Source organism: Mycobacterium neumannii, from assembly GCF_002245615.1.
Lineage (GTDB): Bacteria > Actinomycetota > Actinomycetes > Mycobacteriales > Mycobacteriaceae > Mycobacterium > Mycobacterium neumannii_A.
In genome coordinates this window covers 79,485-99,648 of the sequence record NZ_NKCO01000015.1, presented here as the reverse complement: position 1 = coordinate 99,648, position 20,164 = coordinate 79,485, and the positions used below count along the sequence as shown (strand labels likewise).

Sequence of the window (20,164 nt, the reverse complement as noted above, 5' to 3'; positions counted from 1 at the left end):
TGCCGCGGGGCTTTCCGTTCGCCGGCCCGGAGTCAATACAGCGGCCACCAGACCGGAATCACCACCATCGCGACCGCGAACCACGCCACCATCGTGACGATGCCCAGCCGCCAGTAGTCGCCGAAGCGGTAACCACCCGGGTTCAGCACGATCATGTTGGCCGGTGTGGCGATCGGAGTCAGCAGCGATGCCGCACCCGCGAGCGCCACGAGCATCAGCGTCGCGTGCACTGAGATACCGCTGTCGGTGGCCGCAGCCACCGCGATCGGTATCACGACCAACACCGTGGCAACGTTGGAGATGAACTGTCCGAGGACAGCCGTGAGCACGAAGAGCACGGCGAGCAACAGGTAGGGGCTGCGGTCGCCGACCAGATCGACGATCGGACGGGCGATCTGCTCTGCCGCCCCGCTGGCCTGGATCGCTGTGGACAACGGGATCAGCGCACCGATGAGAATGATCGTCTGCCATGGGATTGCGCGATACACCTGGTCCGTGCGCACCACGCGCGACGCCACCATCGCCAGTGCGGCCAGCAATGCCGCCACCGCCGGCGGCACGATTCCCGTCACGAGTAAAACGATCATCGCCGCGAGCACAGCAAGCGCTCGGGGTGCCGTGCGGTTCAGCGCAACCGTCTGACGCCTCACCTCCTCGGTCGAATCCACGACAAGCAAGCCCGACGATGTCAAGCGGTCGATCGCCGCCCATTGGCCGTGGACCAGGATGGTGTCGCCCTGTGCCAGTTCGACAACACGGGCGCCCACATCGGAGTTCATCCGGTGCACGGACAGGACGGTGAGTCCGCTCCAGTCGAGCCCGGGGAAAGCCTGCTGCCCCAACCAGTCCGACCGGGGTGGAACCACCAGCTCGGCGAGCCCGGTGTCGGGGCCCAACAGGTCGTCGGATTGTCCACTCGGCAGACGCTCAACCGAGCCCCCCGTGCGTTTCCCAAATGCGGCGACTACCTCGTCGTTCCCGTCCACGGTGAGCGCATCTCCTGGCTCGAGCCGGTGATGGTCGTCAACGATCCGACCGCCGCGCGATTGCGCCGCCACCAAAGTCAGATCCCCGCCGCCGGTCGCCTCCGAGTCTGCACCGTGCGGACTGACAACGTCGCGCACCGGCACACCCACTGCAGCCGACCCCTCATCGATCGTGAGCCGGAAGAGGCGGCGATTCAGCCCCCAGTGCTCCATGAGGCGCGGCAGGTACCCGCTGAAGTCGCTGGGCAGGGTGGTCGACTCCCGCTCCGGCAACAACCGACGGCCGAACACCACCGCAACCAGCACCGTCACGAGCACCAGCGGGACACCGACCAGCGCGAATTCGAAGTAGCCGAACCCGGAACCGCCGTGGTCGCGCGATGCGTCGTAGATGAGGACGTTCACCGGGCTGCCGCCCAGCGTGAGCAGCGCCCCCGCACTGGCGCCAAACGCCAACGGAATCAATACTTTCGATGGCGCGATCCGCGCCCGTCGCGCCACCGACACCGTCACCGGGACTAGTGCCGCGGCCGCACCGTTGACGGTTATCACCGCGCTGACCATTGCGCCGAGAGACATTACGGTGGCCGTCAAGCGGGCGTATGCCCGCCCTGCCAACCGAGTCAGCGTCCGGCTCACCCAGGCGGTGACCCCGGATGCCTCGAGGCCCTCGCTGACCACGAAGAGCGACGCGATGAACACGATCACCGCATCGCCGAATCCGCTGAACAGCGTCCTCGTGTCGACCAGCCCGGTGAAGTACAGCAGCAACGCCACACCGATCGCGACGACCTCGACGGGGAGCCGGTTCCAGATGAACAACACGACGGCGACCCCGACGATCACCAAGCTCAGTGTTGCTTCAGACATTCTGTGGACTTTCGATCGTTTCACCTGCGCTTGTTGTACGGCGTTCCGAGGTGGTCTGACGCACGCTGTGGTCGATTATCGCGGGGATGACCACGACTCCGCGGTGATTTCACGACGCCGCGCGTCGAAAGGCGACCGCTCCAGAACGCCGTATCGTTCGCCGATCACGGCATGCGATCGCCGAGGTGTGGCGATAATGGCGTCATGGCAGCCCATCCTGAGTTCGAGATTGCCCCCTGGGAACTGCGGTGGTCCGGCTTCGATCTCGATTTGCTGCCGGACGTCGAATCGATCTTCGCCCTCTCGAACGGCCACATCGGTCTGCGTGGATCCCTCGACGAGGGAGAGCCGGTTGGCACACCGGGCACGTTTCTGAACGGGTTCTACGAGAACCACGAATTGCCTTATGCAGAAGGTGGATACGGCTATCCCGAGGATGGCCAGACCATCGTGAACGTAACCGATGGAAAGATCATCCAGCTGTTCGTCCAGGACTCGCCGATGGATATGCGCTACGGCAGGGTGGTCGAACACGAACACATCCTCGACTTCCGGACCGGAACGCTGCGCCGCAACACCGTCTGGGCGTCACAGACCGGACGGTGCGTCCGAATCAGCTCCGAGCGCTTGGTCTCGTTCACCCAGCGCGCGGTGGCCGCGATCCGCTACGAGGTGGAGCCGCTGGACTCGTCCTTGGAACTGGTAGTGCAGTCCGACTTGCTGGCCAACGAGGCGGTGGTCACCGCGAGTGACGATCCGCGGCTGGCGGCCGCACTGGATCATCCCCTGGTCGCTGAATTCGCGTTCGCAGAGCGAAGTTCCGCAGTGCTCGTCCATCACACAAGACATTCCGGATTGCGTGTCGCCGCCGGCATGGATCATCAGCTCGACCTTCCGTCCGGCAGCGCGTGCGATATTCGCGCCGAAGACGACCTGGCGCGCATGACCGTCGCGGTCGACGTCGCCAAGGGCCAGGTACTGCGGATGACGAAGTTCATCGCGTACGGATGGTCGAGCAGACGCTCGACGGAGGCGTTGCGGGCGCAGGTGGAGGCCGCGCTCGCGCAGGCGAAACAGACCGGGTGGGACAATCTTCTGTCAGCGCAACGCGAATACCTCGATGCGTTCTGGTCCCACGCCGATATCGAGATCGACGGCGATCCAGAACTCCAACAGGCGATCCGGTACGCGTTGTTCCAAGTGCTGCAGGCGGGGGCCCGCGGTGAAAGCCGACCCATCTCGGCGAAGGGCCTCACCGGAACCGGATACGGCGGACACGCCTTCTGGGATACCGAAATCTACGTGCTGCCCATGCTGATCCACACCATGCCGGAAGCGGCGGCCGCTGCACTGCGCTGGCGGCACTCCACGTTGCCGAGCGCCAAGCGACGGGCTCGCGAACTCGCCCATGACGGAGCGATGTTCGCGTGGCGGACGATCAACGGTGACGAGTGCTCCGGCTACTGGCCGGCTGGGACGGCGGCCGTGCACGTGACAGCCGACATCGCCTATGCAACAGCGCAATACGTCGCTGCGACCGGAGACCGGCAATTCGAGAACGACTACGGCGTCGAGCTGCTGGTGGAGACCGCACGCCTGTGGGTCAGCCTCGGTCACCACGATTCAACGGGGCAGTTCCGGATCGACGGCGTCACCGGACCTGATGAGTACACCGCGCTGGTGGACAACAACCTGTTCACCAACTTGATGGCCCAACACAATCTCACCGAAGCCGCCGCCGCCTGTGAGCGCAATCCGGTGGTGGCCCGCCGCCTCGGCGTGAGCGCGGAAGAGACCGCGGTATGGCGCGTCGCGGCCTCGCACATGGTGGTGCCGTTCAACGACGACCTCGAAGTGCACGAGCAGTCGGAGAGCTTCACCCGGATGGCCCTGTGGAACTACGCCGAGACGCCGCCGAGCGCGTACCCGCTTCTGCTGAACTACCCGTACTTCGAGCTGTATCGCACCCAGGTCGTCAAGCAGGCGGACCTCACGCTGGCGATGTACTTGCGGGGCGACGCCTTCACTCCGCAGGAAAAGCTGCGCAATTTCGAGTACTACGAAGCGCAGACCGTCCGGGACTCATCGTTGTCGGCCTGCGGACAAGGGGTGCTGGCTGCCGAGGTCGGCCAGCTGCGGCTCGCCTACGACTACTTGGTCGAGACGGCGTTCATCGACCTGCATAACCTCCACGACAACGTGTCCAGCGGGCTGCACATCGCCGCGCTCGCCGGCACGTGGCTGGTCTGCGTGGCGGGCTTCGGCGGAATGCGTTGTCGCGGAGACGAGCTGACGTTCGCCCCCGCACTTCCGCCGGCGCTGAACCGGCTGACGTTCAGGCTCACCTGGCGCAACAGTTGCCTAGCGGTGGAAGTCACCGCGCATGAGGCGACGTATCGCCTTCAGTCGGGTGATCCGGTACACCTCACCCACCACGGTCAGGCGGTGACCGTCGACAACGATGCGGTGGTCCTCCCGCTCCCGAAGCCGCCGCCAGAGCGCGACATCGACTTCCCGACCCACCGCGCGCCGTACCGAAGGGCGTGACGCGCGACGGAAGAGGCTAGAGCGATCCGAGGTCGCCGGGCCGCAGGCCGAGGAAGCGGTACTCGGGCCGCGGGGTGGACAGATCGTTGCCGATCGACCGCTGGTGCCGGAGGAATTCCGCCGTCACCCGCTGGATCGTGGAATTCGGTGGTCGATGAATATTCGCCCGACCCGCCGCAAACGCCCGTACGTCTCCGAAAGGAACGCCGGAAGATTCTGTTCGACGACGGCGAGAATCACCGAGAAGAGATTGGGAGCGACGCCGCAGCCAGGTTATGGCACCCCCAGCCACCGAAGACGGTTCGTCGCAAGTGCCACCTGCCGTCGACCGTAAGCCGTTACGCTGACCACGCGGCAAGCACATCGAACGCCGAGGGACAAGAAGCGTAGAGCGAGCCGAGGGAGGACGCGACGAATCCCGGAACGCCAAAGCCGGTCGACGCTCATCGCGGCAGGGTCGACTTCACCGGCGTGCGTTGGGGATCGGTCGAGTGGACGCTACTGTGCATGCTTTACCTGCGGGCCTGCGAGAGCCGATCGGCCCAACCGATACTGGACGACCAGCTCGCCGCACAGCACGTCGCACGCATCGATTACGACTGGGAGCGTGTCCACCGTGCCGTACGCCCGGCGATCAATCAGTTCGGCGTGGCATTGCGTGGCGCGCAGTTCGACGCACTGGTCACCAACTACCTGGCCGCCCATCAGAATGCCACCGTACTGCATCTAGGTTGTGGATTGCATAGCCGCGCAACACGTTTGACAATACCCCCTGGCGTGAGATGGTTCGACGTCGACTTGCCGCAAGTGATCGCGTTGCGTCGGCAGCTGTACGCCGAGTCCGGTCGCTATCACATGATCGGTTCGTCGGTCACCGACCCGTTGTGGCTTGACCAGATCCCGAAAGGCGGTCCCGCTCTGATCGTCGCAGAGGGTGTTCTGATGTATCTCACGCCGGATGACCTGAAGCGGCTGCTGCCCCAGCTACTCGATCGCTTCGATAGCGGAGAGCTCCTCGCCGACCTCCTGTCGCCCTGGGGACCTCGACTGTCCAGATCGGGCATCATCAAATGGGGCACGCGCGACGGTCGGGAGATCACCCGGTGGGATGCCCGACTACGCCTGATCGACGACAGCTCGGTCATCGCTGGATTCGAAAAAATACCGCTCACGACCCCGCGACTTCTGTACCGGATACAGAGCCTGATCCGCACGACCCGAAATTACGATCGACTCTTCCAATACAGGTTCTAGAGCCCCAGCGAAGCGCTCCCGCATGTCCTGGCGTTTGCTAGCTGATGTAACCACAAATCGCGGATCAGCCGCTGCTTACGGAGGCGACAATTTTTTGCCGAAACTGCATAAGCGCGTCGAGGACGAGTTAGCGTCGAACTGGTTTTACTCAAGCGGGGGTTTGGAGAGAACCGATGAGCGAGCGCCCGTTCGACGACGAAAACGGCAATTTGCTCGTCGTGGTCAACGACGAGGCGCAGCACGGCGTGTGGCCGGCCTTCGCGGCGGTCTCAGCTGGCTGGAGGGTGGTTCACGGGGGAGCGGACCGCGTTACGTGTCTGGACTACCTCGAACAGAACTGGTCTGAAACACGGCTGAAGAGCCTGCGCACGCGGCTCAGGGCACACCAAGCCTGATCTGCTTCCCTTCAATATCTTCTGGAGCGGGGCTCGAATGGAGCTTGACAACCAGGCATTGCCGTTGACGCGCCGGCAACTTGACATTTGGCTTGCCCAACAGTCAGGCCACTCCGGCACCGAGTGGCAGCTCGGCATGTTCGTCAAAATCGAGGGCGCCATCCAGCCGGACGTCTTCGAACAGGCGATCAGGCTGGGGCTGCAGGAAGCCGAACCGATTCGCGCCGCCTTCTTCGAGAAGGACGGTCAAGTAGTCCAGCGAGCGATCGACTACTCCGACGTCGAGTTGGCTCGCTACGACCTGATCGGCTCGTACGACGCTGAGCAGGAAGCCCGGCAGATTGCGACAGCGATCGAACGCACCCCGATGCCGTTCGACGGCAAGCTGATGAAGTTTGCGCTGTTTGCAACGCGGCCCAACGAGTATTACTGGTTCGCATGCTGTCATCACATCGTCATCGACGGCATCAGCATGGGACTGGTGGGCAGGCGTATCGCCGCGATCTACTCAGCACTTGTCGCAGGCGAGCCCGCCTCGCCCGCTTTCTTCGGCTCTCTTCGGGACTTCGTGCGCAGCGAGCTGGAGTACGAGTCGTCGACCGACTACCAAGATGACGAAGCGTACTGGCGGGAGAACCTCCCGTCGGAATCCGCACCAGACTTCCGGCTACCGCGAACCGAGAGCACGACCGATTCGCACCGGCCATCCCCTTCGATCCACCTCGATCCGGCGGTCGCCGGTTGCGTCAAAGAGTTGGCCAAGGCACTGGGCATCCGGCGGTCGTCCGTCCTCACTGCGGCGTGCGCGCTGCTGGTGCGCGGCTGCAGCCACGGCGACTCGGAGGTGGTGCTCGACTTCCCGGTCAGCAGGCGGGTGGATGCAAAGACGAAAACGCTTCCCGCAATGCTCGCCGGAGTCGTCCCGCTGGTCTTGAAAATGTCGCCGCACTCCACAGTCGCCGACCTCTGCCGGCAGGTCGACAAGCGAACTCGAGAAAATTTGCTTCATCAACGTTTTCCGGTGCGATCCCTCGAGCTCGGCGGTGACCATCGCCGCTTGCGACAAGTGCCGGACCGGGTCGTGCTCAACTTCGTTCCCTCCCGCCTGTCGCTGAACCTCGCCGGTGTGCCGGCGACGGCAACGTACACGACATTCGGCCCGGTCGGGCACTTCGGCTTGTTCTTCGTCGGAGTCGGTGATCAGCAGTCATTCTTTTCGGCGGGGGCAGGGCAACCGTTTGCGGACTTCACGCCATCGGATATGGCCGAACGTCTGCAACGGATGTTGACGGCCATGGCAGCCGCTCCCGAGTGTCGGTTGTTGTCGTTGACTGTCCTCGGATCGAACGATCAGGCACGCCTCGACGAATGTGGTAATCGTGCGGTGCTGACCACGGCCCCACCCACGTCGTCGATCCCTGCGCTGTTCTCTGCGCAGGTGACACGCACGCCCGATGCGATCGCGCTGGTATGCGGCGACCGCACGTGGACTTATCGGGAGTTGGACGAGGCGTCCAACCGACTGGCTCGCCTGCTGGTCTCACGCAAAGTGCGGCCAGGACAGATAGTGGCGCTGCTGTTTTCGCGCAGTGCCGAGGCGATTCTGTCAATCCTGGCGTGCTTGAAGACCCGCGCGGCGTACCTGCCGATTGACCCGGCGACGCCCGCGGCCCGGATCGGATACATCATCGAGGACGCTGCGCCCGTCGCCGCGATGACGACCGCTGAGTTGGCCTCGTCGCTCTCCGGATACGGGCTGCCGGTCATCGGCGTCGACGACGTGGCGACGCGGTTAGAGTCCGACGACTCGTTGCCGCCACCCGATCCCGATGACATCGCCCACGTCATCTACACCTCCGGCACCACGGGGGCTCCCAAAGGTGTTGCGATCACGCACCGTAGCCTCACCCGATTACTCGGTCCACCCGATGAGCATCTGTCCGCCCGCGCGTGGGGGCAGTGGCATTCGTATGGCTTCGACGCCTCAGTCGAAGAGATCTGGCGCGCTTTGCTACACGGTGGGCGGTTGGTGATCGTGCCCGAGGAGGTCGCGGCCTCCCCGCAAGACCTGCACGCCTTGCTCGTCGCCGAGAACGTCAGCGTCCTGAGCCAGACACCCTCGGCGCTGGGAACACTTGCGCCGGAGGGCCTGGAATCGATGGCGCTGCTGGTGGCCGGCGAAGCTTGCCCCGCCGAGTTGGTGGACCGGTGGGCGCCGGGTCGGGTGATGCTCAACGGCTATGGGCCGACCGAGACGACCATCTGCGCATCGAGAAGTGCTCCGCTGGTGCCCGGTTCGGGTGCGCCGCCTATCGGCTCACCTGTCAGAGGAGCGGCGTTGTTTGTCCTCGACGGGTGGTTGCGGCCGGTGCTTCCCGGTGTGGTCGGGGAGTTGTACGTCGCGGGCAGCGGTGTGGGCGTGGGGTATTGGCGTCGAGCGGGGTTGACCGCGTCGCGGTTCGTGGCGTGTCCGTTCGCCGGCGGGGGGCAGCGGATGTATCGCACCGGGGATCTGGTGTGTTGGCGTCCAGACGGCCAGTTGCAGTATTTCGGGCGCGCCGATGAGCAGGTCAAGATCCGCGGCTATCGCATCGAACTGGGCGAGGTGCAGGCGGCGTTGGCCGGGCTGGCCGGGGTGCAGCAATCGGTGGTGATCGCGCGCGAGGACCGCCCCGGAGACAAGCGGCTGGTGGGCTATGTGACGGGCGCGGTGGATGCGGCGGCGGTGCGTGCGGCGTTGGCCGACCGGCTACCGCCCTACATGGTGCCGGCGGCGGTGGTGGTGCTCAACGGGTTGCCGGTCACGGTCAACGGCAAGCTCGACACCGCCGCGTTGCCGGCCCCCGAATATGTCGACGCCGATCGGTATCGCGCTCCAGCCAACCACATCGAGGAGATGCTGGCCGGTATCTATGCCCGTGTGCTCGGACTGCCACGCGTGGGTGTCGACGACTCCTTCTTCGACCTCGGCGGCGACTCCTTGTCGGCGATGCGCGCGGTCGGCATGATCGCCAAGTCCGTCGACGCCCACCTGACCGTGCGCGCGTTGTTCGATGCGCCCTCGGTCGCCCTGTTGGCATCCCGCGTCAGAGCTGACGGAAGTCGGCGCCCGCAGTTGGTAGCCGGCCGGCGGCCTGCGGTGATTCCGTTGTCGTTCGCCCAGAGTCGGCTGTGGTTCCTGGACCAGCTGCAGGCGGGTGCCTACAACATGCCGACCGTCCTGCGGATCAATGGCCCACTGGACGTCAAGGCGCTCGTTACCGCCCTCGACGATGTCGTTGCGCGACACGAAGTGTTGCGCACCGTGTATTTCCAAACCGATGGTGTGCCACGTCAACAGGTGCTGTCCGCCGATGCTGCGATGTGGCGGCGCTACGGCATGCCGGTGGAATCGATGTCCGAGCGCGAGGCGTTCGGCGAGTTGACGGCACTGGCGGTCTATCCGTTCGACCTGTCGGTGGAGATTCCGCTTCGCGCTCAACTGTATGCGATTGGCCCCCAGGAGTATCTGTTGGGGATCGTGGTGCACCACATCGCGTTCGACGGATGGTCAGTGGCACCGCTGGCGCGCGATCTGGGTCAGGCGTATGAAGCCCGCCGACAGGGCCGAGAGCCCGAGTGGTCTGCGTTACCGGTGCAGTACGTCGACTACGCGTTATGGCAGCGTGCACAGTTCGGCGATCTGGCGGACAGCCGCAGCCCGATCGCCGCACAGCTGGACTATTGGCACGAGGCCTTGGCGGGCATGCCCGAACGGCTCCAGCTTCCAACTGATCGGCCCTATCCCCCAGTGGCCGACCAGCAGGGCGCCACCTTGCCAGTGGACTGGCCGGCGTCACTGCAGCAGCGGGTACGTCAGTTGGCCGCGAATTGCAACGCGACCAGTTTCATGGTGGTGCAGGCCGCGCTCGCGGTACTGCTGTCGCGGTTGAGCGGCAGTCCGGATGTAGCGATGGGGTTTCCGATCGCCGGCCGCACCGATCCTGCACTCGACGAGTTAGTGGGTTTCTTCGTCAACACGTTGGTTCTGCGGGTTGACCTGGCGGAGGACCCCACGGTCGATGAGGTACTCGCGCAAGTACGCCAACGCAGCATAGGCGCCTACGAAAACGAGGACGTACCCTTCGAGGCGCTCGTCGAACGCCTGAACCCGACCCGCAGCCTGACCCATCACCCGCTGGTCCAGGTGTTATTGGCCTGGCAGAACCTGCCCGGCAATGCGGGCGCCCCCACCCCGTTGACGTTGGACGGGCTCCAAGTCACCCAGATTCCGGTCGACACTCACACCGCGCGCATGGACCTGTCATTCTCGCTGGCCGAGCGGTGGACGGAAACCGCTGAGCCAGCTGGCATTTCGGGGGAAGTAGAATTCCGCAGCGACGTTTTCGACCCGCACACGATCACGACTCTGCTGCAACGCTTCGAGCGGATCCTGACGGCCATGACAGCCGATCCGGCAGCGCGCTTGTCGTCGATCGAGCTGCTCGACGCCACCGAGTTCGCTTGGCTGGATCAGATCGGCAACCGCGCGGTGCTCGCCGACCCGGCTCCTGCGGCCGCGTCGATACCGCAGCTGTTCGCCGAGCACGTCATGCGCCGTCCGGAGATGGTTGCGATCAGCTGCGGACGGGGTTCGTGGACGTACCTCGAACTCGACCAAGTCTCAGATCGGTTGGCACACCTGCTGTCTGCCCATGGTGCTGGTCCCGGTGAGACTGTCGCGTTCCTGCTGGAACGCTCTGCCGAGGCGATCGTGGCGATGCTGGCGGTACTCAAGACCGGCGCCGCTTATCTGGCGATCGACCCGGCCCACCCGGACGCCCGCGTCGAGTTCATGCTCACCGACGCCACACCGGTGGCCGCGCTCACCACCCCCGATCTGCGACAGCGCCTCAACGGTTACACGCTTACCGTTTTCGACGCCGCCGACCCCGGCGAGGACGCGCAGCGCGGTTCCACGCTCTCGACACCGGCACCCGAGGACATCGCTTACGTCGTCTACACCTCGGGGACCACCGGAACTCCCAAAGCCGTGGCCATCACCCACCACAACCTGGCTCATCTCGCCGCCTCGACACCACCGGGTCTGCCTGCAGCGCAGGTGTGGACGCAATGTCACTCCTACGGTTTCGACTTCTCGGTCTGGGAGATCTGGGCTGCCCTGCTCGGCGGCGGCAGGCTCGTGGTGGTGCCCGAAGAGGTGGCCGCTTCACCGGAGGACTTCCACGCCCTGCTGGTGCGCGAACATGTCAACGTGCTCACCCAGACTCCATCCGCAGTGGCGGCTCTGAATTCGGACGGGTTGGAGTCCGTGGCCGTACTGCTGGGCGGCGAAGCGTGCCCAGCCGATGTCGTAGACCATTGGGCCCCCGGCCGCGTGGTGATCAACGCCTATGGCCCTACCGAGACAACGGTGTACGCCTCGATGAGCACACCCCTGCAGGCAGGCACCGGGGCGGCGCCGATCGGTGCGCCGGTGGCGACCGCGGCGCTCTTCGTTCTCGACGAGTGGCTGCGCCCGGTTCCGGCCGGAGTGGTCGGTGAGTTGTACGTCGCCGGTCGAGGCGTGGGCCTCGGCTACCTGGGGCGGTCCGGGCTGACCGCAAGCCGGTTCCTGGCCTGCCCGTTCGGCCGGCCCGGCACACGCATGTACCGCACCGGCGACCTGGTGTGCTGGCGCGCCGACGGTCAACTGCAGTACCTGGGTCGCGCCGACGAACAGGTGAAGATCCGCGGCTACCGCATCGAGCTCGGCGAGATCCAAGCCGCCCTCGCCGCCCTCGACGGCGTCGAGCAGGCCGCCGTCATAGCCCACGAGGACCAGGCCGGGGTCAAACGGCTGGTCGGCTACCTCACCGAAAGTGTGCCCGGGACAGTCGATCCGGCCTCCGTGCGGCCCGTGCTCGCCGACCGGTTGCCCGCGTACATGGTGCCGACGGCGGTGGTGCTTCTCGACGCACTGCCTTTGACCGTCAATGGAAAACTCGATACCCGCGCACTGCCGATCCCCGACTACCAGAGCTCGCAGCATTACTCGGCACCTGCCGACGCAGTCGAAGAGGTGTTGGCCGGCATCTATGCGCAGGTGCTGGGTGTTCAGCGGGTGAGCGTCGATGACTCGTTCTTCGATCTCGGCGGCGACAGTATCTTGTCGATGCAGGTGGTGGCCCGGGCCCGCGCCGCCGGTCTGCGGTGTCGGCCCCGCGACATCTTCGTCGAGCAGACCGTTGCCCGGCTGGCCCGGGTCGCCGGGATAGCCGGCGGTGAGATCGGCCCTGCCGACGAGGGCGTCGGCGCCGTCAATGCGACGCCCATCATGTGCTGGCTGAATCAAATATCGGGCGATATAGACGAATTCAACCAGACCGTGGTGGTGCAGGCGCCGGCAGGGGTCACCCACCCCGATGTCGTCGCCATGCTGCAGACGCTGTTGGACCGCCACGCCGCCTTGCGGCTGCGTGCCGAACACCGCGAGACGGGCTGGTCGCTGTACGTGCCCGAGCCTGGGTCGGTCGACGCCGCGGCAAGCCTGCACACCGTAGAAGAGTTGACGACAGATGCGTTGGTGGCCGGGCGTTCTCGACTCGACCCCTCCGCGGGCGTGATGCTCAGCGGTCTGTGGGCGCCGAGCACCGGCGAGTTGGGTTTGATCGTCCACCACCTCGCCGTAGACGCGGTCTCGTGGCGGATTCTCCTCGAAGACCTCAACATCGCCTGGACGCAGTACCACAGCGGACAGCCGATCGAGTTGCCACCGTTAGGCACCTCGTTTCAGCGCTGGGCGGCGCTGCTCGACAAGCATGCTCACAGTCCGGCGGTCATCGCCTCCGCCGACACCTGGCGCAAAGCGTCCACCATGCCAACGGCTTTGCCCTGCGTACGACCTGAGAAAGATACCTATGCCACCGCGGGCCGGTTGTCAGCGTCGCTGGATCCGGAGACGACGCGACTGCTGTTGGGGCAGGTGCCTTCCGCGTTACACGCCGGCGTGCAGGACATCCTGCTGATCGGGTTCGCGTTGGCATGGCGAACGTTCCTCGCAGGGAACGACTCCGTCGTCATCGATGTCGAAACCCATGGGCGCAACGAAGACCTGGCTCCCGAGCTCAACCTGTCCCGTACGGTGGGCTGGTTCACGTCGAAGTACCCGGTGGCGCTGACCCTCGATCCGCTGCGCTGGGGTCAGGTGGTCGCCGGTCACGCCGCGGTAGGCGCTGTGCTCAAGAACGCCAAAGAACAACTGCGTGCCCTACCGGACGGCATGACATACGGATTATTGCGTTACCTCAACACCGGTGTCGAGCTGCCCGAGACTGATCCGGCCGTCGGGTTCAACTACCTCGGACGGCTGGACGCAGGCGGCGTGCAGATGTCCGAGGACATGTGGCGGCTCTGCGATGACGGGTTGGCGTTGGCAGATGCCGTCACGGCGGTAGCCATGCCGCTGTCACACACCGTCGAACTCAACACCGCCGCCGTCGAGGGCGCCAATGGGGCGCTGCTACAGGCCAATTGGACATGGGCGGCATCGATTTTGGACGAAAGCCAAGTCGACGGGCTCAACCGTCTATGGTTCGACGCGCTGAAGGGCATCTGCCGCCACGTCGTACGCGGCGGCGGTGGGTTGACACCCTCCGACATCACACCCGTCGTCCTCGACCAGGACCAGATCGACCAGCTCGAGAAGCAGGACCGCGTCGCCGACATCCTTCCGCTGACCCCGCTTCAGAAGGGGTTGCTCTTCCACGCCAACACCACGGCCAGCGCAGACGACGCGGTCTACGCCATGCAACTCGACATCTCCATCGACGGCCCACTCGATCCGCAGCGACTCCGACACGCCATCGAGACGGTGGCCAAGCGCCACCCCAACCTCGCGGCCCGGTTCGACGGCCACTACGGGCAACCGATCCAGGTCATTCCGGCCGACCCCGTCATCCCTTGGACGTTCTTCGACCTTGGTGCCACCGGCATCGATGTCGGCATGGATGTCGGCATGGATGCGGCCGCCGCCGCGGTGGCTGCCGGCCTGACCCCCGGTGCGCCGCCGACCGATACAGCGACCACGGACGCGGTCTACCGGCCCCTCGAAACCGATGTGGCTGAGGCGATCACGAAGCTGTGCGCGGACGAACGTGCCGCGGTCTGCGACCTCACCCGTCCACCCGCCTTCCGGACGGCCGTCGTGCGGACGGCGCCGAACCGACACCGACTGGTGCTGACCAACCACCACATCGTGCTCGACGGCTGGTCGCTGCCGATCGTCGCCCGAGAGATCTTCGCCAGCTACTACGGACACCGACTGCCCGCCGCCGGTTCCTACCGCCGATACGTCATGTGGCTTGCCGAACGGGACAACACCGCGGCGCGTGCGGCCTGGCGTGAGGTGCTGGCCGGCTTCGACACGCCCACTCTGGTCGGCCCTCCGAACCGGCTGAGGCTCGGGCCGCGAGGGACCATCGCGTTCCGGGTCGGCGAGGACTCGACGCGGGCGCTCGGCGAGCTGGCACGCTCATGCCACACGACCGTCAACACGGTGCTGCAGGCCGCCTGGGCGCAGTTGCTGGTGTCACTGACCGGCCACCACGATGTCGCATTCGGCACTGCGGTGTCCGGGCGATCCACCGACATCATCGGCGCTGAATCGATGGTCGGCCTGCTGATCAACACCGTGCCGGTGCGCGCCTACACCACTCCGGCGACGACTGTCGGCGAGTTGCTGGACCAACTGCAGCGCAGCTACAACCACACACTGGAACACCAGCACCTCGCGCTGAGCGAGATTCACCACGCCACCGGCCAGGATCTGCTGTTCGACACCGTCCTCGTGTACGAGAACTATCCCGTCGACGCCCGCACGTTGCTCAGCAACGGGCTGACCATCACCGAGGTCAACGGACGCGAGTCCACCCACTACCCGCTCGCGGTCGTCGCGCAGCCGGGCACGGAGTTGGGAATGCGCATCGAGTTCGACACCGACGTGTTCGAGGCGACTGAGGTCGACGAGCTCAGCCGGCGCTTTCAGCGGGTGCTGCAGGCGATGACCGCCGACCCGACGCGCCGGTTGTCGTCGATCGATCTGCTCGACCGCGACGAGCACGCGGTTCTCGACCGGCACAGCAACATAGCGGTGTTGACCCAGACCTCGGCGCCGACAACGATTCCGGCGCTTTTCGCCGCGCAGAAGGCGCGCGACCCGCAGGCGGTCGCGCTGACCTTCGAGCGTGAGTCGATGTCGTACGGCGAGCTCGACGAGGCGTCGAATCGACTCGCCCACTTGCTAGTTCGACATGGAGTCGGCCCGGGCCGGTGTGTAGTGATTGTGTCCGAGCGCTCGGCACGGGCCGTCGTGGCGATACTGGCCGTGCTCAAGAGCGGGGCAGCTTACCTGCCGATCGACCCGTCGACGCCCAGGGCTCGTATCGAGTTCATCGTCGCCGACGCCGCACCGGCCGCCGCGCTCACCACCGGCGACCTGGCGGACCGGATGCACGACATCGACGTCCCTGTCGTCGAACTCGACGATGCCACGATATCCGCAGAGCCGACCTGCGCGCTGCCCGAACCGGCCGCCGACGACATCGCGCATATAATCTACACATCGGGGACCACGGGCGTACCGAAAGGCGTTGCGGTCACACATCACAACGTCACTCGCCTCTTCGACTCCCTCGACGTCGGCCTCGAGCTGGGGCCGTATCAGGTGTGGACCCAGTGTTCGTCATTGGCCTTCGACTTCTCGGTCTGGGAGATCTGGGGCGCGCTGTTGTTCGGCGCACGGCTTGTGGTGGTGCCCAAGTCGGTGGCCCGCTCGCCGAAGGACCTGAACGCTTTGTTGCGCAGTGAGCACGTCACCGTGCTGAGTCAGACACCGACGGCGGTGCAGGCGCTTTCAACCGAGGGCTTGGCAGCCGTCACGTTGATGGCGGCCGGTGAGGCCTGCCCGGCCGAGGTGGTGGACCGCTGGGCGCCGGACCGGGTGATGCTCAACGGCTACGGGCCGACCGAGAGCACCGTGTACGCGACAATCAGCGCGCCACTGACGGCAGGATCGGACACGGTGCCGATCGGTGCACCCGTGCCGGGCGCCGCGCTGTTCGTCCTCGACGGGTGGCTGCGCCCGGTACCGCCCGGGGTGGTGGGCGAGCTGTACGTGGCGGGCCGAGGGGTCGGCGTCGGATACTGGCGTCGGCCTGGCCTGACCGGATCGCGGTTCGTCGCATGTCCCGGCGGTGAGCTCGGCGCACGGATGTACCGTACCGGTGATCTAGTGCGGTGGCGCGCAGATGGGCAATTGCAGTACCTGGGTCGCGCCGACGAGCAGGTCAAGGTACGCGGCTACCGGATCGAACTCGGTGAGGTGCGCACCGCGCTTGCTGAGCTGATCGGCGTCGAGCAGGCCGCGGTGATCGCCCGCGAGGACCGCCCCGGTGACAAACGCCTGGTGGGTTACCTCACCGAAACCATCCCTGGGACAATTGATCCGGCGGAGACGCGGGCCGCCCTTTTCGAGCGGTTGCCGTCCTACATGGTGCCCGCAGCCGTGGTGGTGCTCGACGTAATGCCACTGACGGCGAACGGCAAGCTCGACGTCCGTGCCTTGCCGGCACCGGAGTACCAGGGCGTCGATCACTACCGCGCCCCGGCCACTCCCATCGAGGCGATCCTGGTCAGCCTCTACGCGCGGGCGCTCGGACTCGAACGCGTCGGTGTCGACGACTCCTTCTTCGACCTCGGCGGGGACAGTATCTTGGCGATGCGCGTGGTCGCCGACATCAACACCAGCCTCGACGGCGATCTCTCCGTGCGTGCCTTGTTCGACGCGCCCACAGTCGCCGGGCTGGCGCGCTGTCTCGGCGGTGACGGGGGCCGGCGCGCACCATTGGTCCCGGTCGCGCGTCCCCCGGTGATCCCATTGTCGTTCGCCCAGAGGCGGCTGTGGTTCATCGACCAGTTACAGGGTCCTTCAGCCGTTTTCAACATGACTGTCGCGCTGAATCTGCAAGGGCAGCTTGACGTCGACGCGCTGCAAGCGGCTCTACACGACCTCGTCGCCCGCCATGAGAGCCTGCGCACGTTGTTCCCAGCGCCCAAGGGGGTCCCACAGCAGCACGTCGTGGCCGCCGACAACGCCGACTTCGGATGGCAGGTCGTCGACGCCACTGCCTGGTCGGCGGAGCGGCGCAGCGACGCCATCGAGGAGACGGTACGCCTGGCCTTCGACCTCTCTTCGCAGATCCCGTTGCGAGCCCGGCTGTTCCACGTCGGTGAAGACGAACACGTGTTGGCGGGCGTAGTGCACCACATCGCCGCCGACGGCTGGTCGATCGCCCCGCTGATACGCGATCTCAACGCGGCATACACGAGCCGGTGCGCGGGGCGGCCACCGGCGTGGTCGCAATTGCCGGTGCAGTACGCCGATTACACGCTGTGGCAGCGTGAGCAGTTCGGCAATCTCGACGACGGCAGCAGTCCCATCGGAGCCCAACTGGCGTACTGGCAGGACGCGCTGGCGGGGATGCCCCAACGGCTGCAGCTACCGACCGACCGTCCCTACCCCCCGGTGGCTGAGCAGCGCGGCGCCACGGTGACCGTCCAGTGGCCGGCCGAGTTGCAACGTCGGGTGGGGGATGTGGCCGCGCAGCACAATGCGACGAGTTTCATGGTCGTCCAAGCCGGCTTGGCTGCGTTGCTGTCCCGGCTGAGTACCAGCTACGATGTCGCCGTTGGGTTCCCGATCGCCGGACGCCGCGATCCCGCGCTCGATGACCTCGTCGGTTTCTTCGTCAACCTCTTGGTGCTGCGGGTGGATCTGGCGGGCGACCCGACGGTCGCGGAGTTGCTTGCGCAAGTGCGACGGAGCAGCCTGGACGCCTACGAGAACCAGGATGTGCCGTTCGAAGTGCTGGTCGATCGGCTCAACCCGGCCCGCAGCCTGACCCATCACCCGCTCGTACAGGTTGCGTTGGCCTGGCAGACGGCCATCGGAGGCGCCGACGATACCGGCGGGCTGACGCTCGGCGATCTGCAGGTCACCCGGATGCCCGTGAAAACCCACACCGCTCGTATGGACTTGGTGTTCTCCCTGTCCGAGTACTGGACCGACACTGGTGAGTGCGACGGGATCGGCGGGACGGTCGAATTCCGCACCGACGTGTTCGACGCCGCCACCGTCGAGACCCTGGTCGCACGGTTACAACGGGTCTTGACTGCGATCACGATCGATCCCTCGCGGCGGTTGTCGGCGGTGGACGTGCTCGCCGACGAAGAGCACGCGCAACTCGAGCGGTTCGGCAACCTCGTCGGATTGACCGCCCCGAGGCCTGCGCCGGACTCGATTCCGGCGTTGTTCGCCGAACACGTGGCGCGCGCACCGGATGCGGTCGCGGTCAGCTGTCTGGACACTTCCTGGACCTACCGGCAACTGGACGAGGCTTCGAACCGGCTGGCGCACTTGTTGATCGGCTGCGGGGCGCAACCGGGACGATGCGTGGCGCTGGCGATGAGCCGGTCGGCCGAGGCAATCGCAGCGATAATTGCGGTACTCAAGACCGGAGCGGCGTACCTGCCGATCGATCCGGGCTTGCCGTCGGCGCGTATCGAGTTCATGATCGCCGACACCGCACCGATCGCCGCGGTCACCACGGCGGCCCTGCGCGACAGCCTCGATGGCTGCGACGTGCTCGTTGTCGACGTTGACGATCCCGGCATCGCGACTCAGCCGGACACCGCGCTACCGCCGCCCCCCGCCGAACACCTCGCGTACGTCATCTACACCTCGGGCACCACCGGCGTGCCCAAAGGCGTTGCGATCACCCACCACAACGTGACCCAGCTGTTGTCGTCGCTGGACGCCGGACTGCCGCGGCCCGGGGTATGGGCGCAGTGCCATTCGTTGGCGTTCGACGTCTCGGTCTGGGAGATCTTCGGCGCACTGCTGCGCGGTGGACGGGTCGTCGTCGTACCCGAAAGCGTCGCCGCCTCGTCCGACGACTTTCACGCGGTGCTGACCACCGAGAAAGTGAGCGTACTGACCCAAACGCCCTCTGCCGCAGGGATGCTGCGCCGCGAGGGGTTGGAGTCGACCGCGTTGGTGGTGGTCGGTGAGGCGTGCCCGGCCCAGGTCGTCGAGCAGTGGGCGCCTGGGCGGGTGATGCTCAACGCCTACGGCCCGACCGAGACCACGATGTGTGTGGCCATCAGCGCCCCACTGGCGCCGGGCTCGAGCGTGCCGATCGGCTCGCCAGTATCCAGGGCGGCGCTGTTGGTTCTCGACGACGTGCTACGGCCGGTGCCGCCCGGATCGGTCGGTGAACTGTACGTGGCCGGGGCGGGAGTCGCAGTCGGCTACCTCGGCCAGCCCGGACTGACCGCGTCGCGGTTCGTGGCCTGTCCGTCCAGGGGCGGCGCGGGACTGCGGATGTATCGCACCGGTGATGTGGTGCGCTGGTGTGCTGACGGCCAACTGCAGTACCTGGGACGGTCCGACGAGCAGGTCAAGATCCGCGGCTATCGCATCGAACTCGGGGAAATCCAGGCCGCGCTCGCCGAACTGGCCGGCGTGGAGCAGGCAGTCGTCGTCGCTCGCGAAGACCGCCCCGGCGACAAACGGCTGGTCGGCTATCTCACCGGGGCGGCAGACCCCGCCGAAACGCGCGCGGTCCTGGCCCGGCGGCTCCCGGGTTACATGGTGCCGGTCGCGGTGATGCGGTTGGAGAGTCTGCCGCTGACACCGAACAACAAGCTTGACGTCCGCGCGTTGCCCGCGCCCGACTACCAGGACAGTGACCGGTACCGCGCGCCGGCCGACGCGGTCGAGGAGATTCTGACCGGCATCTACGCCGAAGTGCTGGGACTCGAGAGAGTCGGCGTCGACGACTCCTTCTTCGATCTCGGCGGTGACAGCATCTTGTCGATGCAGGTGGTGGCGCGGGCTCGGGCAGCGGGCGTGACGTGCCGGCCGCGGGACATCTTCGTCGAGCAGACGGTGGCCCGGCTCGCCCGTGCCGCACGGGTGCTGACCGCGGACACCGGCCCCATCGACGAAGGCCTCGGAGAAGTGGCAGCCACACCGATCATGCGCTGGCTGCGCGAAATCGAGGGCCCAGTACG

Annotated in this window: 4 protein-coding genes and 2 pseudogenes (1 of these 6 running past the window's edge); 4 read left to right on the top strand and 2 right to left on the bottom strand. The window is 66.0% G+C overall.

What is annotated here, in order from left to right; genetic code table 11:
• Positions 1–32: 32 nt before the first annotated feature.
• The gene (locus CEX88_RS17555) at positions 33–1,856 is read right to left on the bottom strand and encodes an SLC13 family permease (protein ID WP_094294447.1); all 1,824 of its coding nucleotides are present in this window, start codon (positions 1,854–1,856) and stop codon (positions 33–35) included.
• Positions 1,857–2,060: 204 nt separating this feature from the next.
• Here CEX88_RS17555 and CEX88_RS17550 point away from each other — a divergent pair, with 204 nt between their 5' ends.
• Positions 2,061–4,403 (top strand): glycoside hydrolase family 65 protein, encoded by a 2,343-nt coding sequence (locus CEX88_RS17550; RefSeq protein ID WP_094294446.1) that lies wholly within the window; start codon positions 2,061–2,063, stop codon positions 4,401–4,403.
• Between the two features lie 31 nt (positions 4,404–4,434).
• Here the strand turns inward: CEX88_RS17550 and CEX88_RS17545 are convergent.
• A pseudogene (locus CEX88_RS17545) lies at positions 4,435–4,530 on the bottom strand (DUF2237 family protein); the annotation flags it as partial.
• A 380-nt stretch (positions 4,531–4,910) separates the two neighbouring features.
• Between CEX88_RS17545 and CEX88_RS17540 the strand changes: the two are divergent.
• From CEX88_RS17540 to CEX88_RS17530, 3 genes and pseudogenes are all read left to right on the top strand, one after another.
• The gene (locus tag CEX88_RS17540; protein ID WP_082961499.1) at positions 4,911–5,657 is read left to right on the top strand and encodes a class I SAM-dependent methyltransferase; all 747 of its coding nucleotides are present in this window, start codon (positions 4,911–4,913) and stop codon (positions 5,655–5,657) included.
• A 173-nt stretch (positions 5,658–5,830) separates the two neighbouring features.
• Positions 5,831–6,052 (top strand): MbtH family protein, encoded by a 222-nt coding sequence (locus CEX88_RS17535; protein WP_066840373.1) that lies wholly within the window; start codon positions 5,831–5,833, stop codon positions 6,050–6,052.
• Between the two features lie 61 nt (positions 6,053–6,113).
• Positions 6,114–20,164, top strand: a pseudogene (locus CEX88_RS17530) (non-ribosomal peptide synthase/polyketide synthase); its annotated part runs 15,898 nt beyond the window's last position; the annotation flags it as partial.